This is a genomic window from Streptococcus sp. CL5.50 (genome assembly GCF_049738015.1).
GTDB classification, from domain to species: domain Bacteria; phylum Bacillota; class Bacilli; order Lactobacillales; family Streptococcaceae; genus Streptococcus; species Streptococcus mitis_CA.
Genome location: NZ_JBKOTR010000005.1, coordinates 79,548 through 102,781 on the forward strand (window position 1 = coordinate 79,548; position 23,234 = coordinate 102,781).

Below are 23,234 nucleotides of genomic sequence, written 5' to 3' on the forward strand. Positions count from 1 at the left end.
TTTTTAAGGTGTTTTTTGTCATATAAAACTTGTATTCTATTTATATGACAACTAAAAACTATTTACAACAATATATTTCCCAAAAAGTGAAATAGTTTCGAACACAGAATAAAATGAGCCAGGAAGAACTTTCGGAACAAGCAGGACTCGGGCTTAAGTATATCAATCAACTTGAAAACCAAAATGTGAATCTGACCATTCACATTCTTGAAAAAGTGATTGATGCCCTAGAAATGACCCCAGAGGAATTTTTCAATTTTGATAGCCTTGAATCAACCTCTGATAAGAGTGACAATCTTTCACTCAAAAGAATCAACATGAAGATTAAACAGCTCCCTATTGATAAACGAGAAAAAATGTTGGTCATTTTTGAGAGTATCTTAGATAATCTTTGAGATCCCTGACTCACTTACATTTTAACTGGTGAATACTCGTATAGTCAAATTGTAGGATACGGATAAAAATTATTTATCTGCTGTTTTCCACTTATTTTCCTTCTCCAACTAATGAAAGTGAACCCATATGAATTTAAAAGATCTACAATATTTTTATGACCTCTGCCAGCTTCAATCCTATACGGAAGTAGCAAAACAACATAAAGTCAGCCAACCATCTATTTCTTATGCTATCAAGCGCTTAGAGGAATACTTTAACTGCAAATTGATTCACCATGACCCCTCGCATCGTTCCTTCAAGCTAACTCCTCAAGGACAAATCCTTCTAAAGCATACAGAACTGATTTTACCTGAGGTCATTTCTACTCGCAAAGAAATTAATCGCTCCTTGGCACAATACTCTACTGTAGGATTCCCTCCTATTATCATTCAGTATCTCTTTGCTGCCTTAAACGAAAAAGATAAATTCGATTTTTTAAAAAAGATACGCCCTATCCGCGGTGGCTCCGTAGAGTTATTAAACCTTCTCCTTAAGGGAGACCTTAATGCAAGCCTACTCGGTTTGATTGAACCTCTCAACTATCCTTCAATAGAGTCACACGAGCTATTTCATAAAGAACTGTATGTCGTTTTATCTAAGAACCATCCTTTTGCCACTGTTCCTTCCCTCGCTTTTGAAGAATTAGTAGATCAATCCTTTATACTCTTAGACGAACACTTTGTTCACCTGAAAGCTTTTGAAATGCTTAATCAAAAGCATCAAAACAAGGCAGAAATATTCTTTAAGACGGATGATATTGTCATTCTTAAAGAACTTTTAAAGAAAGGGATTGGCCTTAGTTTACTAGCTGATATCGCACTTTCTGATGAAGATGATGATTTAATAAAAATCCCTCTTATGATAAGATAACTTTTACAGTTTATTACGCTTACCTTAAATCAGCTACACCGTCATCAGAAATAGAAGCCTTATTTAAACTCCTTAAATCATATGAATAGAAAAACTCTAACTATCAATGAACTGATAGCTAGAGTTTTTTACATTGTAGATATTAGACTCAATGAAAATCAAAAAGCAAACTAGGAAGCTAGCCGCAGGTTGCTCAAAACACTGTTTTGAGGTGGCAGATAGAGCTGACGTGGTTTGAAGAGATTTTCGAAGAGTATTAGACTATAGTAGATTGAAGCTAGAGTAATACGCCGCGACTTCTAAAACTTTTCTAGAAATTAATTTGACTTTCCTAATCGAGTTGTTAAGATTTTATTTCATCTCACTATGATTCAATGATTTCTAAGAATTCTATTTCTTTCGAAAACTCTTTCAAAGTTTTTCCAAATCAATCCAACAAAAAAAGGTTTATAATTCCCATAAAAATTGATATGGAAATTATAAAACCATTATTAGTTTAACCCTTGTTGGTAACGCGCCAATTCGGCTTGGTTAGCCCAAACATAGTGACCTGGACGGATTTCTACCATAGATGGCTTATCTGTCTCATAATCATGTTGATCTGGATCATATACTTTCAAGACCTTCTTACGTTCCAAGATTGGATCTGGAATTGGTACCGCTGAAAGCAAGGCTTGAGTATATGGGTGAATTGGATTGTTAAACAATTCTTCTGTTTCTGCAACCTCTACAATAACACCCTTGTAAATAACTGCGATACGATCTGAAATAAAGCGAACGACAGACAAGTCATGGGCAATAAAGAGATAGGTCAAACCAAGTTCTTTTTGGAATTTTTTAAGCAAGTTCAAGACTTGGGCACGCACAGAAACGTCCAAGGCTGAAATGGGCTCATCCGCAATAACAAAGTCTGGTTGCATGACCAAGGCACGGGCAATACCGATACGTTGACGTTGACCACCTGAGAATTCATGAGGGTAACGAGTCAAGTGCTCAGCAAGAAGACCCACTTCACGGATAATATTTTGAACTTTCTCTTTACGTTCTTCTTCATCCTTAAACAAACGGTGATTGTAAAGACCTTCAGAAATAATATAATCAACAGTCGCACGTTCATTCAAACTTGCGGCAGGGTCTTGGAAAATCATCTGGATACGACGAATCAATTCCGCAGCTTGTTCACGCGATTTCTTACCATTAATCTTTTGACCATCAAAAATAATATTCCCATTACTTGTATCATTAAGACCGATGATGGCACGACCAATAGTTGTTTTCCCACTACCTGACTCACCTACAAGCGAGAAAGTTTCTCCCTTGTTGATAAAGAAGTTAGCATTTTTAACCGCGACAAACTTCTTACTTCCTTCACCGAAGGAAATTTCTAAATCTTTGATTTCTACTAATTTTTCAGACATTTCCTTCCTCCTAGTCAGCCAGATGGGCAAATCCCATTTTATCACGGATCTTATCGTGAAGATTTGCAATCACAGCTGGTTTTTCTACTTTTGGAGCATCCTCATGAAGTAGCCAAGTTTTAGCCCAATGTGTCTCTGATACTGAGAATTGAGGAGCTTTTTGTTCAAAGTCAATCTGCATTGCATAGTCAGAACGCAAGGCAAAGGCATCCCCTTTCAGGTCAGTATAAAGTGACGGAGGTGTTCCTGGGATTGAGTAAAGTTCCCCTTTATCATCAGCAAGCTGAGGCAAGCTAGACAAGAGACTCCATGTATATGGATGGCGAGGGTCATAGAAGACTTCCTCAACAGTTCCATACTCAACGATTTCTCCCGCATACATAACTGCTACCTTATCCGCAATACTTGCTACCACACCAAGGTCATGGGTGATAAAGATTGTTGTGAAATGGTACTCGTTTTGTAAAGATTTTAGCAAATCAATAATCTGTGCTTGGATGGTTACATCCAAGGCAGTTGTTGGCTCATCACAGATCAAGACATCAGGTCGGCAGGCAAGGGCAATCGCAATAACGATACGTTGACGCATCCCTCCAGAATATTGGAATGGGTATTCATCAAAACGTCTATCTGCATCTGGAATCCCAACCTTATTCATGTAGTCAATCGCCAATTCTTTCGCTTCTTTAGCTGTTTTGCCTTGGTGTTTTACAATAACTTCTGTAATCTGACTACCAATTGTTTTAATTGGGTCCAAACTAGTCATTGGATCTTGGAAGATAGTCGCAATCTTAGCACCACGAATTTGTTCCCAATCCTTGTGAGAAGACAAGGCTGTCAAGTCCTGACCACGGTAGTCAATACTTCCTTGGGCAATGCGACCATTTTCTTCAAGCATACCTGTGAAAGTCTTTGTCAAAACAGATTTCCCTGATCCTGACTCACCTACCAAGGCTAATACTTCTCCTTCAACTAGTTCAAGGGAAACGCCGCGAATGGCTGTCAATACTTTGTCACGAACGTCAAATTCCACGACAATATCGCGAGCAGTCAAAATTACATTTTTTTCTTTTGTCATTTCTACTCCTATCTATGTGTACGTGGATCACTAGCATCCGCTAGGTTTTGACCAACTACGAAAAGTGACAAGGATACCAAGACCAAAGTTGTCAATGGAATCCAGAAGAGGTATGCATTTGTTGTTACGTTCTGTGAATAATCTGAAATCAATCGACCTAAACTTGGTACTGTAATAGGCAATCCAAGTCCAAAGAATGACAGAAAGGCTTCATAGGAGATAAATGCTGGAAGCATTTGTGATGTAGTCGTAACAATAACAGATACCAATTGTGGCATGATATTTTTAATGACAATTTTGTATGTTGGAGTTCCGAGTGTGCGTGAAGCAAGGTTGTACTCTAAGTCACGGTAACGCATGATTTGGATACGAATTGAGTAGGCAATCCCAATCCATGTTGTTACACTCATTGCAAAAATCAGATTCCAGAATCCAGCTCCGATTGAGTAAGTCAAGACAATGACAATCAAAAGAGATGGGATGTTTGAGATGACGTTATAAACTTCCATCATCACACGGTCTACTGATTTCGAAATTCCCCAAATACCACCGACAAAGACACCGATAACCAAGTTAATCACTGTCGCAATCACAGAAATGAGGATAGAGTTACGAGCTCCGAACCAAACACCGTCAAAGAGCGATTTACCGTTACTGTCAGTACCGAACCAATGCTCAGCATTTGGCTTAATATAACGAGCACTAAAATCGTTCACTTTGCTGACATCATTGAAATCAAACTTAGAAAACATTGGGTAGATGAAACTCATCAAAATGATAGCTACCAAGATTCCCAACATGACTACAGTTGATTTCTTCTTCATAAATTGTCTAAACACTGAACCCCAGTATGAATAAGCTGGCGCATCAATGGCTTCAGAGGCAAAATCGTCACGTTTTACAAACTGAAATTTTTCTTTATCGATTGTAGACATTATTTGCCTCCTTTCTCAGTCAATTTAATACGTGGGTCAATAATAGTCATCCAAATATCTCCCAAAAGAAGTGAGAAGATAGAAATACATGTAAAGATGAAGACAAGACCTACGACCATAGAGTTATTAGATGCTTTTACAGAGTCAATCAACATTTTACCCATACCTGGGAAGGCGAAGACTGTTTCAGTAAGGGTTGCACCACCGATAACCCCGATAACAGCACCAGGAATCCCTGAAACCAGCGGAACCATGGCATTTTTAAAGATGTGTTTGTTTGAAATTTCTTTTTCAGACAAACCTTTTGCACGAGCAAAACGAACAAAATCCTGTGATTGCAAGTCAATCATGTAACGACGAATCCAAATAGCGGTACCAGGAGCACCCAATAAACCAAGGATAACTGCTGGTAAAACATACGAACGCCAATCTCCAGCACCCAAGATAGGGAATGAATCTGGAAGACCAATTGATGATCCAATCAAACGAACAATGTAAACCAAAGCAATGGTTGGAAGAGCCATCAAGAAGGTCAAAGCCCCTGTTGAGAAGCTATCAATCCAAGTGTTCTTGAAGCGAGCCATAGCTGAACCAAGTGGCACGGCAATCGCATAAGAAATCACCAAACCGATCAATCCAACGATTGCAGAGCTAGCAATCATAGAAGGATATTGGTAGTTGCTTTCAGTTGCAGTATATGGGTCATCTTTCCCATAGTTAGCTACTTCACGAGAATCAGCCTGACTAGGCGATTTGTAGGTTCTTGAGTAGATATTAACTGAAGATGTTTTCTTACCAGTTGGGAATTGCACTTCTGATGTCTTAGTTTGACCTTGTCCTTGTGTGATAACTTGAAGCACAGGAGTATTAGCATAAGTTGGATATGAATCACCCAAATTCAAGTTCACAAAGTTTTGGTGAACAAATGGGAACTGACTATTGAAGTACAAGAGGTACTTGTGTTTAGTCCCTGAACCTACCAGAGACCAGCCGATAGCGGGATCATTTTCAAAACGCAAATAACGCTCCAAATTTGGATTTTCTGGGTCCTGAATCTTGTTTGTGTGGTCGATATCAAGCAAGTTTGCATAGAATTTAAACACACGTTCAAAAATTGGAATTTCACGTGTAGCGTAGAATTGGCCACTTTCAGTAAATTCTCCCAGGGTCCAACCATGACCGATTTGTTTGATGTATTTTTCATAGATAGCCTTGTTGGTATCATTGGCTTCAACTGTTACAGAAGCATCCATCTGGCTAGCTTTTTCTTGCAACTCTTTGGTATCGTAGTACTCGATATAGCCCATACGCTCATAAACGGTATTCTCATAGTTATCACGTTTATCAGCAGTTGTAGCAATCTTGTTATAGTTGGTATCCTGTTTGAAAATCAATTTTCGAGGAACCATTGTATAGATAATCGTGTAAGTCAAGGTTGTTACTAAGAAGATAGAAACCAATGACCGCAAAACACGCATAAAAATATATTTTTTCATATCATTTCCTTTAAAAATCCCAAAAGAACCTTCTCCTCATGGAGAGAAAGTTCTATTGAAAATTATTTACTTCACATGACTTGCCAATTCTTTTTGAACTTTTTCGTTTGATTCTTTTTTCTCTTTAATCCATTTCTCACGAGCTTGTTCATAATCAGCCTTTGTTACAACTTTGTCTTGTAACTGAATATATTTGAAGTAGAGATTTGAACCTTTGTCTCCAGATTGGCTATAAGAAGCTGAGAATGGTACAACACGAGAAATGAATGGTGCAGCACCACTAGAAGACATAGCTGGTAAGAAGAGTGAACTGTCTGTCAACCAAGCTTGAGCAGCAGCATATTTTTCATAACGTTTGTTAAGATCACTTGTTTCTTTTCCAGCTTCATCAAGCAATTTATCGTAATCTTTCACACCAACTTTAGCTGCAGCTGCATTTGATGGGTCATCATACCCCATATAAGTTTTCGTTTGCTCACTATTAGTTGATTTAAGGATATCAAGGTAAGTTGATGGATCTTCATAGTCAGGATTCCATCCAACCGCACCTGAAAGATCCCAATCCTCAGCTGCCGCATTAGCAGCATAATAAGTCGCATTAAAGAATTCATCTTTAGAAATTTGTTGAATATCGATGACAACATTTTCTTCGCCTAAAACTTTTTCAACTGATTGTTTGAACGACTGAATCCGTGCGACAAAGTTTTTAGAGGTTTGGTCTACTGGAACATCCAAGTGGATAGGGAATTTCACACCTTCTGCTTCCAGAGCAGTTTTAGCTTTAGCAAATTCTGCTTTAGCTTTGTCAGCGTTAAAGAGACCGTCTTGACCATCAGCAAAGTTTACATCTTTCCACTCATCTCCATAAGTCTTAACTTTTTCAGCAACCAAGTCACCGAAAGTTTTTTCGCCTGCAGTCACAAAGTCTGGTTTCACAAATAAATTACGAACTGCGAGAGGAGCACCTTCTTTACCGTTAACTTGAGCAGAATAACCTGTACGGTCAAAGGCAAAGTTCAAGGCTTGGCGGAAGTCTTTGTTAAGAAGAGCTTTCTTAGTAGATGTTTTCTCTTCATCTGTCGTTTTAGATGTATATTTGTAATTTTGTCGATCGATATTTACACCTAAACCTCCAATACCAGCTCCTGACGGAGTGTAGAAAATATTATCCTTGTATGACTCCTCTACCTTTGAGAAGTTTGAACTTGTTGGGTAAAGACGAGCAAAACTATAAGCTCCACTTGTAAAGTTACGCTCAAGTGATTCTTGGTCCGAACCATCAAAATATGCAAGTGTTGCTGTATCTAAATGAACATTCTCTTTATCCCAGTACTGCTCGTTCTTAGCAAATTCGATAGAAGATTTAGCAGTCAAACCTTTAAGCAAGAAAGGTCCATTATATAGCAATGATGTAGGATCTGTCGCTTTAGCAAAATCAGAGCCTTTTGATTTTTCAAATTCTTCGTTTAATGGCCAGAAAATTGAATAAACCATCTTAGAGTTCCAGTAAGGTTCTGGTTGGTTCAAAGTATACTCAAGAGTATAGTCATCAACCGCTTTAACACCTACTGTAGAGAAATCTTTTGAATTCCCAGCCAAATAATCAGATAAACCTTTAACAGAAGTTTCAGCTAGATATAGAGCTTCTGATTTCTTATCTGCCGCATGTTTCAATCCATTCACGAAGTCTTTAGCAGTCACTTCGGCATATTCTTCACCATCGGATGTCATCCATTTGACACCTTTACGAATTTTGTAGGTATATGTCAATCCGTCTTTTGATACAGACCAGTCTTCTGCAACCGCAGGAGTCAAATTCCCGTATTTGTCATTTGTGAAGAGGCCATCGATCCCGTTTGAAGTAGCCACTTTCGTACTCTCTTTTCCAGAGATAAGATAGTCCAATGTTTCTGGATCAGCTGAATAGACATAGCCATAGGTCTTTGGAGCTGTCGAATCAGATGATTTTGAATTCCCACAAGCCACTAACACACCCGTCGCAAACAAAGCAACTCCTGCTGCAACAAATACTCTACTTTTTTTCATTTATTTACTCCTCTTATAAAGTATAGGTTATCATCAATTATATCATAGATTTCAAGAAAAGTAAACGAATTTTCAGAATATTTAGGCTTATTGACACAAAAAATCTGAAAAAGCTATTGACTGAAAATCATTTTCAAGGTATAATAATAAACGTTAAGGCGGTATAGCCAAGTGGTAAGGCACGGCTCTGCAAAAGCTTGATCGTCGGTTCAAATCCGTCTACCGCCTTCTATAACTTGATTTATCAGGTTTCAAATGAACAGAAAGCCCAATTTAAAGGGCTTTTTTCTTTTTCTTCTGATAAATACATATAACTGACAAAAATTTTTGGAGCGAATTTGGGGCAAACTTCTTTTTAGGAGAAAATTTTTTGAAATAAACTGAAAAAAGCTTCGTCACGCCTGGTGACAAAAGCCTCTAGTTTACTCTGTTTCTTCTTCTATTTCGACTTCTGTAATTTGGACTTTTACCTTGGTAACACGTCCATTTTTTACCTTATCATTGGTTAGGATAAGCTGTTTGTTTTGGCTGACCAATTCATAGCTGAGTTTCTCAGTCGTTGGAATGGTCCCAACTCCTGTCAAATAATAACCAGCAATAGTATCAACGTCATCACTTTCCAGTTCAACATCAAAGTAGTCATTAAAATCATTGAGATTCATGGTGCCTTGAACAATATAAGTATCTTCTCCGATTTGATGAACTTCGATTTCTGCCTTATCTGTTTCGTCATCGATTTCCCCAACGATTTCCTCTAAGAGGTCTTCAAGTGTCACCAAACCAGCCATCCCACCGTATTCATCTAGCAAGATTGCCATTTGTCTTTGGGTATTGCGCAATTCTTTTAGCAAGTCATCCACAAAAATAGTTTCAGGAACAAAAAGTGGATCTTGTAAAATTTTCTTCCATACAATATTGTCAAAACCATCCACAAAGGCTGCCTTAAGAAGACTCTTGGTGTGAATAATCCCAATCACGTTATCCTTGTCGCCATCATAGACAGGGATACGAGAATAATTTTGTTTTAAAATACTTTGGATAATGGTTTGACTATCATCCTGAATATCCACCATAAAGGCATCCGTTCGAGGAACCATGACTTCTCTGGCCATCAATTCGTCCAGTGAAAAAATCCCCTGTAACATCTCAATTTCGTCAGCATCTAGTGTTTCTTCACTATTTGTCAGCATGTACTCAATTTCATCACGGGTCATTTTTTCGTCAGCATCGTCAAAGGTCATAGGAGTCAAGTTACTCAAGAGATTGGTAGATGCAGATAAGAGCCAAACAAAGGGACTAACTAGTTTCCCCAGCCCAATGATAACTGGCGCTGTACGAATCGCCAAGGCATCCTTTAGATTAAGAGCGATTCTCTTAGGATACAATTCCCCAAAAACGATGGAAATATAAGTCAAAAATGCTAAAGATAGAAAACTTGCAACGGCATAAGCTGTTTCGCCATTTCCAAGCCAAGATGCAATTTCTCGTCCCAGAGTGTCTGCCAAACTCGCCCCAGATAAGATCGTAATCAGGGTAATCCCTACTTGAATGGTTGATAAAAAGTGGTTAGGATTTTCTAGTACCTTCAGCAGACGAATATAGCGTCTATCTCCTTCTTCTGCCTTTTGTTCAACCCGTGCACGATTAAGAGAAACCATGGCCATTTCTGTGGCTGAGAAAAAGGCATTTAACACCGTCAAGATAAACAATAAAACAAATTGTAGCAACAAATTCTGACTACTTGGGTCTTCCATAGTTCTTCTCCTAAAATAGTATCTTATCCTTTATTATATCACAAAATATAGTCCAATACATATTATTTTTTCTCATACTCTTCGAAAATCTCTTCAAACCACGTCAGCTTTATCTGCAACCTCAAAGCTGTGCTTTGAGCAAGCTGCGGCTAGCTTCCTAGTTTGCACTTTGATTTTCATTGAGTAACAGTATCTATTGTAGCCCTGCTTAAACTAGTAAGAAAGAACTCCTATATCGACAAGTGACATAGGAGTTTATTTTGTATTTTACTGAGTAACAGTCACTTCTCCAGTTCTGTAATCCAGTTGAAGCCCCTTTTGAACATTGGGAACTAGAACATTAAATTCCAATTCTCCGTCTGAAGACTTGGCTTCAATCTGTGAAGCTGAAGGTACTAAATCCTCGTTTGAAGCATAATAAAGGGTTACACGGTAACGGACACGCTTGTTTTGGTCCAAGGCTTTACGTACCAGGCTTTCATAGTAGTTTTGCCCTGTCGAATCCTCAGCTTGCGCCTGATTTGCCCAGGCTGTTTGAACAGCAATATTTTTAGGATTGCTTGTCGAGGCATCAAAACCATCCAAGCCACCTATCAAGGCATAGCCTAATAAATGACCTCTATCGACCGCATGAGTATAAGTCCCCTTTAGATTCTTAACCTGATGCCATCCCGGAGGAGTCCATGAATTCGAACCATTCCCCGTTTCTTCACGATTTTTATACTGGCGAGTAGCCTTAGACAAGAGGGCATTTGCTACAGTTGGCACGGTTTCCTTGCCCACTGTCTTTGTTTTATTATCAGCGTAGGGTTTACTTGAAACCTTGGCATCTAGATTTGTTTTATTACCATTGACGATAAAAGCACCCGAGCCATTCCACTCCAGACTCCCTTTTACTTGACTCTTGACTGCGTCTGTTAAGACACTCTCTGCCAATGCTTGACTAGGAGCTTCAGACGCTTGTTTTTTCTGACTAAGCTTGGTTTTGGGACTATTAGCTGTCGACTGCATCTGCTTGATATAATAGCTCCCTGCAGACAAAAGCAATAACACTAGCAGTCCGATTAGTGTCTGTCTTGTTTTTTTATCCATTTTTCTCCTTATCTCTAGAAAAAGACTGGTTCTCCAGCCTAATTTCCTGTAAATTTATGAATTAATTCCTGCCATTTTGCTGGAGACAGGATAGCCCATGGATCTTGACCCTTGCCCAAGATTCCATAACCGACCATTAAACCAATTCCTAGGGCTAAAACACCTAAAATCAGTACTATGATGACTAAAAGTAAACGCTTGACTACGTAGCTTGATTTCTTATTCATCTTCATCACTTGCCTCAATCCGCTGAATCTTAGCACCTAGCTGCGCCAACTTCTCATGGAAACGGTAATAACCTCTATCCAAGTGAACCAATTTACCAACAACGGTTTCTCCTTGCGCTACCAAACCTGTCAAAATTAAGGCAGCACTGGCACGAAGGTCAGTTGAAAGAACTTCTGCCCCCTGCAAAGGTTGACCACCAACAATACGAGCTGTATCACGGATAATCTCAGAGTGCAAGCCCATGCGACGCATTTCTTCTAGATGTTGGAAACGATTTTCAAAAACTGTCTCCACCATAGTTGATTCGCCTTTTGCGACGGTCATCAAGGCTGTAAATTGGGCCTGCATATCTGTTGGAAATCCTGGGTGGGGCAAGGTTTTTACATGAACAGCTTTTAGATTTTCTAGTTGAGAGCGAACTCGAATTCCTTCAGTCTCCTCTGTCACTTCCACTCCCATTTCAAGCAATTTGGCAATCAAGGGACGGTTGTGCTCCCAGACAGCGTCTTTAATAAAGATATCACCACCAGTCATGGCAGCAGCTACCATAAAGGTTCCTGCTTCGATACGGTCTTGGACTACATTGTGAGTCGTACCATGAAGTTTCTCAACACCGGTAATGGTAATGGTCTCTGTACCAGCACCCTTAACCTTAGCTCCCATTTCATTGAGGAGAATGGCTAGGTCAACAATCTCAGGCTCACGCGCAGCATTTTCAATCACTGTCACCCCATCAGCTAGCGTCGCTGCCATCATCAAGTTCTGAGTAGCACCAACACTTGGGAAGTCCATATAGATATGAGCTCCATGTAAGCGATCAGCCTTGGCTTCGATATAACCAGCTGTCTGACTAATCTTAGCCCCCATAGCTTCTAGACCTTTCAAATGCAGATCAATAGGGCGGCTACCAATCGTACAACCACCTGGCATGGATACCTTGGCATGTCCTACACGGGCAAGAATTGGTCCCAAGACAACGATAGATGCACGCATCTTGCTGACATACTTGTAAGGAGCTTCCTCAGTGATATCGCCAGTCGCGTCCACCTCAACAAGATGATCTTCTTCATTAAAATCCACCTTGGCATTTAAACCACGAACCACCTGATTCATAGTGAAAACATCTGACAAGATAGGAACGTTCTGCAAAACAGTCTTTCCTTCACTTGCTAGAATTGTCGCTGCCAACAAGGGCAATACTGCATTTTTTGCTCCCTCGATCGTAACACTTCCTACCAGACGATTATCGCCACCTTGAACCACAATTTTTTCCATACTTATTTCCTTTACATTTGATTTTATAATAATCCTCTAAGCGCTTCTTGCCACAACTGATATAGGCTGATAAAGAAAGAACTCATGATATAGCCCATTACAATGCTGAAAAAAGCTACTAGTAAACGAACTTTTCCTGTGTTCTCAGCTGTTACTTTTAAGACTTTTTCCCATCTAACAAGATTCTTTAAAAGGTAAAAACTCACATAAATAAAGAGCATGTGACTGCTTAGAGTGAATAATAATTGAACCATTTGACTATTATACCATCTTCTCTGTTTGTGCGCTAGTTTGGAAACTTCACTTAAAAACTAGGGATTGTTTTTCAAGTAATCAATTGCATCTTGTAGGGTTTTAACTGGCACGATTTTCATATCTGTCTTGATTGTTTTGGCTGCTTCTAGGGCTGTTTGGTAGTTGTTTTTCGCATCCGGATGCGCTTTTTGTTCTTCTTCGCTAACAGGGTTATCTGGGGCAAAGAAAATCGCGGCACCTTCTCTAGCCGAAGCTACAACTTTTTTATCAATACCTCCAATATCCCCCACATTACCATCACGGTCAATGGTACCTGTACCGGCAACGATACGGCCATTTCGAAGACCTGGGTCAGCTATTTGGGTATAGATGGCCAGACTAAACATGAGACCAGCACTTGGTCCGCCGATACCAGCTGTTGAAAAGCGAATTGGGACATCACTGGTCACTTCCGTACGGTCAATCAAGCCGATTCCAATCCCATTTTTGCCATTTTCCAAGGTGATAATCTTACCTTCTGCAGACTTTGTTTGCCCATCCTCTTCATAGGTCACTTTAACTGAGTCCCCTAATTTTTGAGAATTGACGTAATCAATCAAATCTTTGGAACTATCAAAGGTCTGATCATTGACTGCTGTGACGGTATCAGAGATGTTGAGAATCCCTTTAAAGGTTGAATTATCTGTCACAGTCAAAACATAAACCCCAAGGTATTTGAGTTCAATATCCTTACCAGCTGTTTTTAGTCCTTGATACTTGGCCATATTTTGCGATGTTTGCATGTAGAATTGATTGATCCGCATAAATTCAACATCGGAAGAGCCACCTGTAGTCTCCTGAGCACTACGAATATCTGTAAAAGGCGTCAACCATGCATAAATCATATGAGCTAAAGTGGCATGTTGGACACCAACCGTAACGAATTGATAGGCACCAGCTTCCTTATCTTCTGTGTCATTGACTTTAAGGACTTGGCGAATATCTTCCGAACCACCTGGAACTTCTATATAGTAGGGCAAGGGCACTACAAATGCCAAGAAAGTCACAATTAAGGCCGCAATGACATATAAGGGCCATCTAATCTTTTTTTTCATTTTTTATTTCCTCCAAAATACTCTCAGGAACATAGCAGGTAATATCCTGACCAAACTTCAAAAGTTCTCTAACACCGGATGAACTGAGATAGAGATGTTCAGGTCGACTATGTAAATAAATGGTCTCTATATTAGGAGACAGCTGATGGTTGTAGTAATCAAAACTGGCTTCATATTGCAAATCCGACGCATTTCTCAAGCCTCGCACTAGGAAAGTAGCCCCCAGTCTTTTTGCAACATCAACCACCAATTCATCATGAGAAAACACGACTTCAACATTCCCCAAATGTTCCAAAGCCTTTTCTAGTCCCCGTTTACGATTTTCAAGAGGGAGAAATCCTTGTTTATGGGGATTGAAAAAAATACCGACATAGAGCTTATCAAAGAGTCTGCTCGCCCGTTCAATCATATCCAGATGCCCATTTGTCATCGGATCAAATGAGCCTGTGAATAAGCCAATCTTATCTGACATAAACTGTCACCTTACTAATTCCATAAATTTTTTCCTTCCAGATACCCAGGCAGGCAATTTCTTCTGGAAGTTCAACGGCCTTATCCGTCTCACACACGACCATGACATCTTCAGAAAAAAGGTCTCTCTCAGCCATTTTTTCAATATCTGCTACGATTTGTTCCTTGGCATAAGGAGGGTCTAAGAAAATGAGATTAAATTTCCCAGATACCTGTTCCAATGCCCTTTCTGCATCCATCTTGAGGAGCTCAAATTTTCCAACTTCCTTGGTCATCTGAATATTTTCAGCCACGATAGCCTGAGCCTTACGGTCTCGCTCCACCAAAACAGCACTGGACATGCCACGTGAGACTGCCTCGATAGATAAACCACCACTACCTGCATAAAGGTCCAAGACTCGTCCCCCTTCAAAGTAGGGACCAATCATGTTAAAAATAGCGCCCCTAACCTTATCCGAAGTAGGTCTTGTCGTCTTGCCTTCTAGTGTCTTGAGGGGACGTCCCCCATAGATTCCTGATACGATTTTCATACCGTTTATTATACCAAATTATGGGCAAAAAGAGAAAGAAAACCGAACCTTGCGGTTCGATTCTCTACAAAATATTTTCGTAAGTATCGCGGACTTCTTGAGGCCAAACACTTGTTTGCACTTCCCCAATATGTTTCTTGCGAAGTAGGAACATGGCCATCCGAGATTGTCCAATTCCTCCACCGATTGTCAATGGGAATAGGCCATTCAACAAAGCCTTGTGCCATTCCAATTCCAAGCGGTCTTCATCACCTGTGATGGCAACCTGACGGCGAAGCGTTTCTTCATCTACACGGATTCCCATAGAAGACAACTCAAAGGCTCCACCTAGAGATTCATTCCAGACAAGAATATCACCATTTAGACCCTTGTAGCCATTTTCAGATTCGCTTGTCCAGTCATCATAGTCTGGTGCACGTCCATCGTGCGGTTTACCGTCTGGTAATTCACCACCGATACCAATCAAGAAGACAGCACCAAATTCTTTACAGATAGCATTTTCACGTTCTTTCGGTGTCAAGTCTGGGTAGCGTTCTACCAACTCTTCTGTATGGATGAAAGTGATTTGTTTTGGCAAGACAGACTCGATGTCATAGCGAGCTTCTACTGCTAGCTCAGTCAATCGAATAGCCTTGTAAATCTTTTCAACTGTTTCTTTTAGATAAGCGATGTTACGTTTACCATTTGGAATGACTTTTTCCCAGTCCCACTGGTCAACATAAACAGAGTGGGTCGCATCCAACGAATCTTCGTCTGGACGAAGGGCCTTCATGTGGACGAAGAGACCTTCACCCTCACCGAAACCAAAACGAGCCAAAGTATGGCGTTTCCATTTGGCAAGTGAATGCACCACTTCATAGGTTTCATCAGGAATCTGCAAAACCTTGACAGATACTGGATTTTCCACACCAGACAGGTTATCCTGCATCCCGTCACCGACCTTGCTCAAGATAGGACCTTGAACTTCGACAACTTCTAGCTTATCTTTCAAATACTGGGTAAAAGTGTTTTTGACAAAGGAAATTTCTTCTTGTTGATGGATAAAACTTTTCTTCATAGGCTACTCCTCAAAAATTAATTAAAAGCATTATACACCTATTTCCAAGAAAAGAAAAGAGAAAATTTAAAAAAATCAGTGCTCCTTCGAACACTGATTTCATGGACCTTTAGTCATTGCGACCAAAGATACGTAGAATACTGAGGAAAAGATTGATAAAATCAAGATAGATACTGAGTGCCATTGAGATGATCCAACCTGTCGCTACTTGTCCTCGTGACTGCTCATAAACATAGCGAATCTTTTGATTATCCCAAGCAATCAAACCAGAGAAAACCAAGACCATGGCAATACTAATCATGTAGTCAAAGAAGCTATTGGCTAAAAATAGATTCACAACCATGGCAATGATGAGACCAACAAGCGCCGCCATCAAAGCTCGTCCCATTCCACTCAAATCCTTCTTGGTGAAAATCCCGATTGCCGCCATGACAAAGAAGAGAAGAGCGCTGGATACAAAGGCTGACAAAACTGTTCCCGGTGTATAGAAGGCTACGACAAAGCTAAGGGTGAAGCCATTCAGTAGGGAGTATACTAGAAATACTGGCAGAGCTGCTGGGCTATTTTTTGCAGCCATGCTACTTGCAACAAATACCAGAGCAAGTTCTGCAAAAGTTGCAACCATCAACCAGAGACGGCCATGCATTAAAAAGTAAGTCAATTGAGCCTGAAAGACTGTCAACATCAAAGCTGACACCAGAGCTGATAGTCCAATTCCAATCCCTACAAAGGCATAAACCTTAGCGTAAAATTGATTGAGACCTGAACGTTCTTGAATAATTGTTTGATTCATTCTGATTCTCCTTTTTCTATAACTATATCTTGATTATAACAAAGTTTTTTTAAATTAGCTGAAATAAAACATCAAAATGCCTGCGGCAACTGCCACATTGAGACTCTCCGCCCTACCTTTCATACCAATATGAACCAGCTGATTGGCACTTTCAGCCATGATAGGACTAATCCCTTGCCCTTCATTTCCCATGACTAAAGCAAAATTTTCTAGGGGAGAAAGCTCACGATAATCCTTGGAATCTCTCGATAAGGTCGTTGCCAGAATGGGCAAATTGCTCTTCTTTGCCTCTTCTATAAAGGTAGCAACAGGCATACGATAGATGGGCAAATGAAAATGGCTTCCTTGCATGGAACGCAGAGTCTTGAGACTGTAGATATCTGCTGACTTGTCTGAAACAATGACCCCTGTCAAACCTGCCGCGTCCGCAGTCCGAATCATGGTACCTACATTACCAGGATCTTGGACATCTTCTAAAAATAGAAACTTACCCTGACTAAAATCAGGCGGTCCCACTTCTTCTTTTTGAATAACTGCGACAATGCCTTGAGGTGTTTGCGTATCTGCCAAATCCCGCAAAATCTCCTCTGACACCCAGACAATTTGCGGAAAAGCAGATAACTGATCTCTATAACTTTCTAGGGCAAAAATTTTCTCAATCGTCACTCCAGCTTGAACAGTTTCTTCAAACAAGTGCCAACCTTCAATCAAATAAGTAGACTTACGGTATTTTTTTTGGTGTAATTTCTTGGCATTTTTTACCACAGAATTGGCTTTTGAGGTTATAATAGTCATAGAAATATTATAACACAATCAAAGGGGTTTGGTATGCAAAAGGTTAGAATGATCGCCCAAGGTAGGGTGCAGGGAGTCGGCTTTCGTTGGGGTGTTTACAGCTTGGCACTTGAAATTGGTGGCATCACAGGTCGAGTCTGGAATAATGACGACGGCACAGTGGAAATTTTAGCCCAAGCAGACTCATCTACTATCATGGCAAAATTTATCCAAGAAATCCGAAAAGGACCCACACCTTTTTCAAAAGTCAGCTACTTAGATGTCAAACTAAGTAACTTTCCTCCTTACCCTGACTTTAAAATCGCAAATTAGGTCTCTAGAACTATTGTATATTTTGTAAAAAAACAGTAGAATAGAAAGGTATAATTTTTAAAGAAGGAATAAAAACAGTGAAATCTATTAAACGTTTTGCACTCTCAGCTATGGGAGTGGCTATGTTGCTAGTCTTGACTGGCTGTGTTAGAGTCGATAAAGCCACAGGAAAGCCAATAGGATTTATTTGGAATACTATCGGAGCGCCTATGGCTGAAGCTATCAAGTACTTCGCTACTGATCAAGGTCTAGGCTTTGGTGTCGCTATCATCATCGTAACCATTATCGTGCGCTTGATTATCTTGCCACTTGGTATCTACCAATCATGGAAGGCAACGCTTCACTCTGAAAAGATGAACGCCCTCAAGCACGTCCTTGAGCCACACCAAACACGTCTCAAGGAAGCGACTACTCAAGAAGAAAAACTCGAAGCCCAACAAGCTCTCTTTGCCGCTCAAAAAGAACACGGCATCAGCATGTTTGGTGGTGTAGGATGTTTCCCTATCCTCCTTCAAATGCCTTTCTTCTCAGCTATCTACTTTGCTGCCCAACATACTGAAGGGGTTGCTCAAGCAAGCTACCTAGGCATTCCTCTAGGTTCTCCAAGTATGATTTTGGTTGCCTGCGCAGGTGTCCTTTACTATCTTCAATCGCTCCTTTCACTTCACGGAGTAGAAGACGAAACGCAAAGAGAACAAATCAAGAAAATGGCTTACGTGAGCCCAATCACGATTGTTGTCTTCTCCCTCATTTCACCAGCCAGTGTCACACTTTACTGGGTTGTCGGTGGTTTCATGATGATTCTCCAACAGTTTATCGTCAACTATATCGTTCGTCCAAAACTTCGCAAAAAAGTCCGTGAAGAACTGGCAAAGAACCCACCAAAAGCAAGTACTTTCTCTACACCAAGTGGACGAAAAGACGTTACCCCTGGACAACCAACTGCTATCACAAGCAAGAAAAAACATAAAAATCGCAACGCTGGAAAACAACGTTCGAGATAAGGCTACGTAAATTATCCAATAATTAAAAAAACGAATGAATGATAAATAGTTTTCATCAACTAGATATCATCATTCGTTTTTATTATCTACCGTTACATCTTATACTAATCGAAAACGTTAAATAGTTTAAAAGCTCACATATAAAAAACTATTCAATCATAAATTAACAAGTAAATCACTATGATTTAATACAATTCACAGTTATTAAAACTTCTGCTCCCGCGTCTCTATTTCTAAGCTCAACTCGGCCTTTGTGTAGTTTTGCAACTCTACATACAAAACTCAGTCCAATACCATAATGTTGCTCTTTATACGATCTAGCTTTATCCATACGATAAAAGAGCTTTCCAAAATTATTTAAAACTTCATCTGGAAATTCCGAGCCATTATTCCATATGCCTATTTTCAATTCTTTCTCCTCTTGCTCTACCCTAATGTTAATTTTAGGATTCTGTTTATCGGCGTATTCCAAAGCATTTGTTAAAATATTTTGTATGGCACGAATCAGAAGAGATGGATTTATATAATAGTTTTCAGTTCCTTTCACATTTTGTTCAAAAGAAAACTTCATCTGATTTTTTATCAAAAAAGAGACTTCTTTCTCTAATTCATTGATAAAATCTGAAGAGGAATACTCCGTCCAACCTGTCTCATCATCATAATAGGTTTTAGAATAGTGAATCAATTGATTGAAATAATCTAGTAACTGTTGACTAGCTCTTTCTATATCTGCTAAGCATTCTTGAGATTGGTCGTTTTCAGTTATCGTCTGCAAAAATTCCACATTTCCCCTAATAATGGTTAAGGGAGTTTTTAAATCATGAGAAGCTGCTGAAACCTGAAACATTAAATCTTCCTTCTGCTGTTTCTCATCAACTATTAATTGTCGAATTCTATCTTGCATCACAATAATCCGATTTCCTGTCTCGCGAAATTCTTTAACCGTTAAACTTTCTGTACATTCCTTCTCCAACCACATACTATTTTCATAAATCAAAGTCATTTCATAACTCAGTTTTTTCAACAATTTTCCAATGTGATAACTTATTAGAATAATCAATAAAACACAAATATATATCCATGATGACACATTAAAAAAGATTGATAGAACACCACTATTGTTTAAAGGTTTCCCATCTTCATTTATTTGTATAGATACTGAAGCTAAGGGAATAAGATAGGCCATTAGTAAGCCAAGACTAAACTGCCAAATAATTCTCCAACAGGTTTCTCGAATTAATTGTCTAAAACTTTTGATTCTACCCATTGATATCCTCCACCATACAAGGTTTTAATTGGATTTAATTGATAAGGTTTCAGCTTTTGACGAATTTGATAAATATACTCTGAAACCGAACGTAAAAGAGCTTCGGAACTTTGTGGATATAGATAATTATAAATTTCCTCTATAGAGTATATTCTACTTGGGGTGCTTGCTAAAAGATTCACTATATCAAATTCCCTCCTTGTCAAGGCAATCTTATCATCGTTTACAAATAGTTCCTTACTATCCGTATATAGTATAAGCTTCCCAATCTTTATTTGATGAACATTTCCTTTAGTCCGTTCTTCACGACGCAAGTGCATTTTAACACGTGCTAACAATTCTTGCATACTAAAGGGCTTCATAATATAATCATCAGCACCTGCATTGATTCCAGCTACTAAGTCTTCATCCATATCCTTGGCAGTTATAAAACAGATAGGAACAGTTATCTGCTCGCGAATCATCTGACAGATTTCTAAACCACTAACAGGCATCATAATATCTAATAGAATCAAGTCAAAGCCTGTAAAATCACAAAGATCAATCTCTTCTATCTTATTTCGTATGACTACTTCATATTTTTCATATTCTAGTACTTTTTTTATTAGGCGAAGAATAGCAAGATCATCATCTACAACCAAAATTTTATAAGCCATAACTCACCCTCCTGAATATATTATAGCACTAACTGAGAAAAAGACAGGATATCCCCTGTCTTTAGCGTACATTTTTTCCTATAAGTATCAATGTAGCAAATAGAAAAACAATTAATAACCAAACTATTTGTATCCCTAAGCCTTGCCACACTGGATAATAAAGAGACAATGGATAGGTATAAAAACAATTCATACTAGCCAGTAATGGTAAATTTCTAAAAAAAGAACTGAATTGTAATAACATTTGTCCCAACCCCAATAAAAGGGATAAACTTATTCCCAAAATTAAGATAAAAGACTGGGAAATAAATACAAAAATACCACTTAAAAGAGAGAAGGTTAGAATAGAAATACAAGCTGGAAATAGAATTGTTAGAACATGTTTAATATTACTCAAAAGATTGATATTGTAGTATCCTTGCGCGATTAGTATGCATAATGATATTACAGCAACCAATAATACAATTTCCATACATAATACAATAGCTAGTTTACAGATTATAAATATCAAACGATTTGGACATGTAAGAAAACTGGTACGAAGGCTAGAACCTGTAAATTCTTGACCTATAAATAGAACAGCCAGACTAATGAAACCCGCCTGTCCTAAATAGAGACTTTGCAGTAGCTGTTCCAAAACAAACTGTAGGGTCAACTGGTCTGGCTTATTATTTAAAAAAATAACTAACGCTGGAACACACAGTAATAGAGCACCTATAATCAACCAGTGCCACGGATTCATCATAAACTTGAGATATTCACTTTTAAGTTGCTCTTTCAACTTATTCACCTCCTCCAATATCTGACTTAAGTAAGCGGTAGATTGCTAAAGCCAAGAATGAGAAGTTCCAACAAAGTAAAAGTAAAATATTTTGTAAACTATTATATTCTAAAATTTGAGGAGATGTAGCAATCAATCCTTGCCCCAATGCAACTGGAAGAAATTTTGCAACCGATATATAGTTTGCTAAGAATGTTCCTAAATTGTAGACTTGAGGAAGCAAAAATAATAGAGGAACAATGGCTGTTTTAAATGTCAAAGCCATAATATAGGCCAGCAGTCCCAACAAAGTCCAAGCTATACTGGCTAAAAATATATAGAACCAAACTGTTCCATTTAGTAAAAAAAGCAATAAGCCATCTTGTCCTAAAACATAATGTGTCATGTTAATTGTCAAGAATATTGATAGAAAGGAAATGATAAAAGAAAATATAAGCCAAACTAATGTTTTTGAAACTAGGAAAGTACTTCGATTTGTAACAGAGAGGAGGCTTGTACGAATAGCCAAGCCTTTGTATTCCTCGGCTCCGTAAATTGAGCCTAGGATAATCATAATAAAAACACCAAATAAAGTGACATCAAAACCTAAAAATTCAATAGGAGGTAAGGCCTCTGCTAAATCTGGATTTGTCTCTGGTGTAGCATGGATACCAACTGAAACAATTTGAGAAGCACCAATATTTGCTAAAAACGTTTGAAATACCAGTATCAAGAATAGTACAACATGAGTAGCTCTATTATAAAGTAATTTCAATATTTCAGAATGAAGAGAGTAAATAAGTGCCATGTCACTTCCCTCCCTCTGTTAAACTAAAGAAGACTTCCTCTAGTGAAGAAAGATTTTTCATCACTTCTTGTAAAGTCCCTTTTATAAGAACTTTTCCTTTATTTATGATAACTACATCATCTGTTACTGCTTCCACTTCCGATAATATATGAGATGACAGTAAGACGGTCTTCCCTTCTTGAGCTTGTTTTTTTATAAACTCTCTAAACCACCGAATTCCTCTTGGATCCAACCCATTAGTCGGTTCATCCAATATCAGATATTGAGGATTTCCTAATAGAGCTGTTGCAATTCCCAAGCGTTGTCCTTCTCCTAATGATAATTTCCCAATTTTAGATTTTTTCTTATGACTAATATCCACCATATCCAAGACTTGTTCAATTCGCTGACTGGATATCCCATTACTAGCAGCAACAATTTTCAAATGTTGATAAACAGTCCGATCATCAGGAGCTCCTACACTGTCAAATGAAGCTCCTACAGTCTTTAGAGGAAATTTTAATTCCTTATAAGTTTGATCTCCAATTTTGGTAAGACCAGATGTTGCTTTGTCTAATCCTAATAAAATACGTAAGGTTGAACTTTTACCAGCTCCATTTGGACCCAGGAAAGCAGTCACTTTACCTGCTTTTGCTTCAAAAGAAATATCTTTTAAAATTTGAGTTTGGCCATACGACTTACATAAATTTTTAATGGTAATACTTTGTTCCATAGATGTTCTCCTATTCTATTTAATATTTCTAAAAGTAACTATATCTTATACACTCATTTTCGGATTTTTTTCAGAATTTAGAGAGTAAAAAAG

General features: G+C 38.7%; 23 protein-coding genes, 1 tRNA gene and 2 pseudogenes. 5 read left to right on the top strand and 21 right to left on the bottom strand.

Annotation, left to right across the window (positions count from 1 at the left end; all coding sequences use genetic code 11):
* The first annotated feature begins 44 nt into the window (after nucleotides 1–44).
* A pseudogene (locus tag ACLNCV_RS04505) lies at nucleotides 45–395 on the top strand (helix-turn-helix domain-containing protein).
* Nucleotides 396–522: 127 nt separating this feature from the next.
* Nucleotides 523–1,394 (top strand): annotated as a pseudogene (locus ACLNCV_RS04510) (LysR family transcriptional regulator).
* Nucleotides 1,395–1,796: 402 nt separating this feature from the next.
* Here ACLNCV_RS04510 and ACLNCV_RS04515 read toward each other — a convergent pair.
* The 5 genes from ACLNCV_RS04515 to ACLNCV_RS04535 form a co-directional block, all read right to left on the bottom strand.
* Nucleotides 1,797–2,723 carry an ATP-binding cassette domain-containing protein gene (locus ACLNCV_RS04515; protein ID WP_424844905.1) on the bottom strand — a complete coding sequence of 309 codons (927 nt, stop codon included), beginning with the start codon at nucleotides 2,721–2,723 and terminating at the stop codon, nucleotides 1,797–1,799.
* Nucleotides 2,724–2,733: 10 nt separating this feature from the next.
* A complete protein-coding gene (locus ACLNCV_RS04520; protein ID WP_042900320.1) occupies nucleotides 2,734–3,801 on the bottom strand; it encodes an ABC transporter ATP-binding protein in 1,068 nt (355 codons plus the stop codon).
* An 8-nt stretch (nucleotides 3,802–3,809) separates the two neighbouring features.
* On the bottom strand, nucleotides 3,810–4,736 hold the full coding sequence (gene oppC, locus ACLNCV_RS04525) for an oligopeptide ABC transporter permease OppC (RefSeq protein WP_049486660.1): 927 nt from the start codon (nucleotides 4,734–4,736) through the stop codon (nucleotides 3,810–3,812).
* A complete protein-coding gene (locus ACLNCV_RS04530; protein WP_150922884.1) occupies nucleotides 4,736–6,232 on the bottom strand; it encodes an ABC transporter permease in 1,497 nt (498 codons plus the stop codon). Before ACLNCV_RS04530 ends, oppC begins: the two co-directional genes overlap by 1 nt.
* 66 nt (nucleotides 6,233–6,298) lie before the next feature.
* Complete coding sequence (locus ACLNCV_RS04535) at nucleotides 6,299–8,278, bottom strand: peptide ABC transporter substrate-binding protein (RefSeq protein ID WP_261050938.1); 1,980 nt, start codon at nucleotides 8,276–8,278, stop codon at nucleotides 6,299–6,301.
* A 157-nt stretch (nucleotides 8,279–8,435) separates the two neighbouring features.
* On the opposite strand from ACLNCV_RS04535, the gene ACLNCV_RS04540 reads away from it, so the two are divergent.
* Nucleotides 8,436–8,506: transfer RNA gene (locus ACLNCV_RS04540), tRNA-Cys, on the top strand.
* A 194-nt stretch (nucleotides 8,507–8,700) separates the two neighbouring features.
* On the opposite strand, the gene ACLNCV_RS04545 is transcribed toward ACLNCV_RS04540, so the two are convergent.
* The 11 genes from ACLNCV_RS04545 to ACLNCV_RS04595 all read right to left on the bottom strand — a co-directional run bounded on the left by ACLNCV_RS04545 (nucleotide 8,701) and on the right by ACLNCV_RS04595 (nucleotide 17,622).
* Nucleotides 8,701–10,032 (bottom strand): hemolysin family protein, encoded by a 1,332-nt coding sequence (locus tag ACLNCV_RS04545; protein WP_237447187.1) that lies wholly within the window; start codon nucleotides 10,030–10,032, stop codon nucleotides 8,701–8,703.
* A gap of 267 nt (nucleotides 10,033–10,299) precedes the next feature.
* A complete protein-coding gene (endA, locus tag ACLNCV_RS04550; RefSeq protein WP_424844906.1) occupies nucleotides 10,300–11,124 on the bottom strand; it encodes a DNA-entry nuclease EndA in 825 nt (274 codons plus the stop codon).
* 38 nt (nucleotides 11,125–11,162) lie between these two features.
* Entirely contained in the window at nucleotides 11,163–11,351 is a 189-nt protein-coding gene (locus ACLNCV_RS04555) for a DNA-directed RNA polymerase subunit beta (protein ID WP_025169706.1), read from the bottom strand.
* Nucleotides 11,344–12,627 (bottom strand): UDP-N-acetylglucosamine 1-carboxyvinyltransferase, encoded by a 1,284-nt coding sequence (gene murA, locus ACLNCV_RS04560; RefSeq protein ID WP_261082053.1) that lies wholly within the window; start codon nucleotides 12,625–12,627, stop codon nucleotides 11,344–11,346. Before murA ends, ACLNCV_RS04555 begins: the two co-directional genes overlap by 8 nt.
* A 23-nt stretch (nucleotides 12,628–12,650) precedes the next feature.
* On the bottom strand, nucleotides 12,651–12,881 hold the full coding sequence (locus ACLNCV_RS04565; protein WP_000250399.1) for a DUF1146 family protein: 231 nt from the start codon (nucleotides 12,879–12,881) through the stop codon (nucleotides 12,651–12,653).
* Between the two features lie 57 nt (nucleotides 12,882–12,938).
* Nucleotides 12,939–13,976, bottom strand: coding sequence for a SepM family pheromone-processing serine protease (locus ACLNCV_RS04570; RefSeq protein ID WP_000727281.1), 1,038 nt, complete (start codon nucleotides 13,974–13,976; stop codon nucleotides 12,939–12,941).
* Entirely contained in the window at nucleotides 13,960–14,448 is a 489-nt protein-coding gene (coaD, locus tag ACLNCV_RS04575; RefSeq protein ID WP_004255857.1) for a pantetheine-phosphate adenylyltransferase, read from the bottom strand. The genes ACLNCV_RS04570 and coaD overlap by 17 nt, the downstream gene beginning before the upstream one ends.
* Nucleotides 14,438–14,977 carry a 16S rRNA (guanine(966)-N(2))-methyltransferase RsmD gene (gene rsmD / locus ACLNCV_RS04580; RefSeq protein ID WP_218493845.1) on the bottom strand — a complete coding sequence of 180 codons (540 nt, stop codon included), beginning with the start codon at nucleotides 14,975–14,977 and terminating at the stop codon, nucleotides 14,438–14,440. The genes coaD and rsmD overlap by 11 nt, the downstream gene beginning before the upstream one ends.
* Nucleotides 14,978–15,041: 64 nt before the next feature.
* Nucleotides 15,042–16,034, bottom strand: coding sequence for an aspartate--ammonia ligase (gene asnA / locus ACLNCV_RS04585; protein ID WP_033681255.1), 993 nt, complete (start codon nucleotides 16,032–16,034; stop codon nucleotides 15,042–15,044).
* 109 nt (nucleotides 16,035–16,143) lie between these two features.
* Nucleotides 16,144–16,827: a Bax inhibitor-1/YccA family protein gene (locus ACLNCV_RS04590; RefSeq protein ID WP_084861995.1), complete on the bottom strand. Its 684-nt coding sequence runs from the start codon at nucleotides 16,825–16,827 to the stop codon at nucleotides 16,144–16,146.
* Between the two features lie 54 nt (nucleotides 16,828–16,881).
* Entirely contained in the window at nucleotides 16,882–17,622 is a 741-nt protein-coding gene (locus ACLNCV_RS04595; RefSeq protein WP_125416616.1) for a TrmH family RNA methyltransferase, read from the bottom strand.
* A 33-nt stretch (nucleotides 17,623–17,655) separates the two neighbouring features.
* Between ACLNCV_RS04595 and ACLNCV_RS04600 the strand changes: the two genes are divergently transcribed.
* Nucleotides 17,656–17,934 (top strand): acylphosphatase, encoded by a 279-nt coding sequence (locus tag ACLNCV_RS04600; RefSeq protein ID WP_033681252.1) that lies wholly within the window; start codon nucleotides 17,656–17,658, stop codon nucleotides 17,932–17,934.
* Nucleotides 17,935–18,011: 77 nt separating this feature from the next.
* Nucleotides 18,012–18,938 carry a membrane protein insertase YidC gene (gene yidC / locus ACLNCV_RS04605; protein ID WP_020901995.1) on the top strand — a complete coding sequence of 309 codons (927 nt, stop codon included), beginning with the start codon at nucleotides 18,012–18,014 and terminating at the stop codon, nucleotides 18,936–18,938.
* Between the two features lie 178 nt (nucleotides 18,939–19,116).
* On the opposite strand, the gene ACLNCV_RS04610 is transcribed toward yidC, so the two are convergent.
* From ACLNCV_RS04610 to ACLNCV_RS04630, 5 genes are all read right to left on the bottom strand, one after another.
* Nucleotides 19,117–20,205, bottom strand: a complete 1,089-nt coding sequence (locus ACLNCV_RS04610; protein ID WP_125416614.1) for a sensor histidine kinase — start codon at nucleotides 20,203–20,205, stop codon at nucleotides 19,117–19,119.
* Nucleotides 20,175–20,861, bottom strand: coding sequence for a response regulator transcription factor (locus ACLNCV_RS04615; RefSeq protein ID WP_020901993.1), 687 nt, complete (start codon nucleotides 20,859–20,861; stop codon nucleotides 20,175–20,177). The genes ACLNCV_RS04610 and ACLNCV_RS04615 overlap by 31 nt, the downstream gene beginning before the upstream one ends.
* 61 nt (nucleotides 20,862–20,922) lie before the next feature.
* Nucleotides 20,923–21,642 carry an ABC transporter permease gene (locus tag ACLNCV_RS04620; protein WP_424844907.1) on the bottom strand — a complete coding sequence of 240 codons (720 nt, stop codon included), beginning with the start codon at nucleotides 21,640–21,642 and terminating at the stop codon, nucleotides 20,923–20,925.
* A 1-nt stretch (nucleotide 21,643) separates the two neighbouring features.
* Nucleotides 21,644–22,429, bottom strand: a complete 786-nt coding sequence (locus ACLNCV_RS04625; protein ID WP_020901991.1) for an ABC transporter permease — start codon at nucleotides 22,427–22,429, stop codon at nucleotides 21,644–21,646.
* A gap of 1 nt (nucleotide 22,430) precedes the next feature.
* Nucleotides 22,431–23,141, bottom strand: a complete 711-nt coding sequence (locus ACLNCV_RS04630) for an ABC transporter ATP-binding protein (protein ID WP_020901990.1) — start codon at nucleotides 23,139–23,141, stop codon at nucleotides 22,431–22,433.
* Between the last annotated feature and the right edge of the window lie 93 nt (nucleotides 23,142–23,234).

Bases quoted from the DNA above. Each gene is read 5' to 3' on its own strand.
- ACLNCV_RS04515 (WP_424844905.1), bottom strand. From the start codon at position 2,723: ATGTCTGAAAAATTAGTAGAAATCAAAGATTTAGAAATTTCCTTCGGT.
- ACLNCV_RS04520 (WP_042900320.1), bottom strand. From the start codon at position 3,801: ATGACAAAAGAAAAAAATGTAATTTTGACTGCTCGCGATATTGTCGTG.
- oppC (WP_049486660.1), bottom strand. From the start codon at position 4,736: ATGTCTACAATCGATAAAGAAAAATTTCAGTTTGTAAAACGTGACGAT.
- ACLNCV_RS04530 (WP_150922884.1), bottom strand. From the start codon at position 6,232: ATGAAAAAATATATTTTTATGCGTGTTTTGCGGTCATTGGTTTCTATC.
- ACLNCV_RS04535 (WP_261050938.1), bottom strand. From the start codon at position 8,278: ATGAAAAAAAGTAGAGTATTTGTTGCAGCAGGAGTTGCTTTGTTTGCG.
- ACLNCV_RS04545 (WP_237447187.1), bottom strand. From the start codon at position 10,032: ATGGAAGACCCAAGTAGTCAGAATTTGTTGCTACAATTTGTTTTATTG.
- endA (WP_424844906.1), bottom strand. From the start codon at position 11,124: ATGGATAAAAAAACAAGACAGACACTAATCGGACTGCTAGTGTTATTG.
- ACLNCV_RS04555 (WP_025169706.1), bottom strand. From the start codon at position 11,351: ATGAATAAGAAATCAAGCTACGTAGTCAAGCGTTTACTTTTAGTCATC.
- murA (WP_261082053.1), bottom strand. From the start codon at position 12,627: ATGGAAAAAATTGTGGTTCAAGGTGGCGATAATCGTCTGGTAGGAAGT.
- ACLNCV_RS04565 (WP_000250399.1), bottom strand. From the start codon at position 12,881: ATGGTTCAATTATTATTCACTCTAAGCAGTCACATGCTCTTTATTTAT.
- ACLNCV_RS04570 (WP_000727281.1), bottom strand. From the start codon at position 13,976: ATGAAAAAAAAGATTAGATGGCCCTTATATGTCATTGCGGCCTTAATT.
- coaD (WP_004255857.1), bottom strand. From the start codon at position 14,448: ATGTCAGATAAGATTGGCTTATTCACAGGCTCATTTGATCCGATGACA.
- rsmD (WP_218493845.1), bottom strand. From the start codon at position 14,977: ATGAAAATCGTATCAGGAATCTATGGGGGACGTCCCCTCAAGACACTA.
- asnA (WP_033681255.1), bottom strand. From the start codon at position 16,034: ATGAAGAAAAGTTTTATCCATCAACAAGAAGAAATTTCCTTTGTCAAA.
- ACLNCV_RS04590 (WP_084861995.1), bottom strand. From the start codon at position 16,827: ATGAATCAAACAATTATTCAAGAACGTTCAGGTCTCAATCAATTTTAC.
- ACLNCV_RS04595 (WP_125416616.1), bottom strand. From the start codon at position 17,622: ATGACTATTATAACCTCAAAAGCCAATTCTGTGGTAAAAAATGCCAAG.
- ACLNCV_RS04600 (WP_033681252.1), top strand. From the start codon at position 17,656: ATGCAAAAGGTTAGAATGATCGCCCAAGGTAGGGTGCAGGGAGTCGGC.
- ACLNCV_RS04610 (WP_125416614.1), bottom strand. From the start codon at position 20,205: ATGGGTAGAATCAAAAGTTTTAGACAATTAATTCGAGAAACCTGTTGG.
- ACLNCV_RS04615 (WP_020901993.1), bottom strand. From the start codon at position 20,861: ATGGCTTATAAAATTTTGGTTGTAGATGATGATCTTGCTATTCTTCGC.
- ACLNCV_RS04625 (WP_020901991.1), bottom strand. From the start codon at position 22,429: ATGGCACTTATTTACTCTCTTCATTCTGAAATATTGAAATTACTTTAT.
- ACLNCV_RS04630 (WP_020901990.1), bottom strand. From the start codon at position 23,141: ATGGAACAAAGTATTACCATTAAAAATTTATGTAAGTCGTATGGCCAA.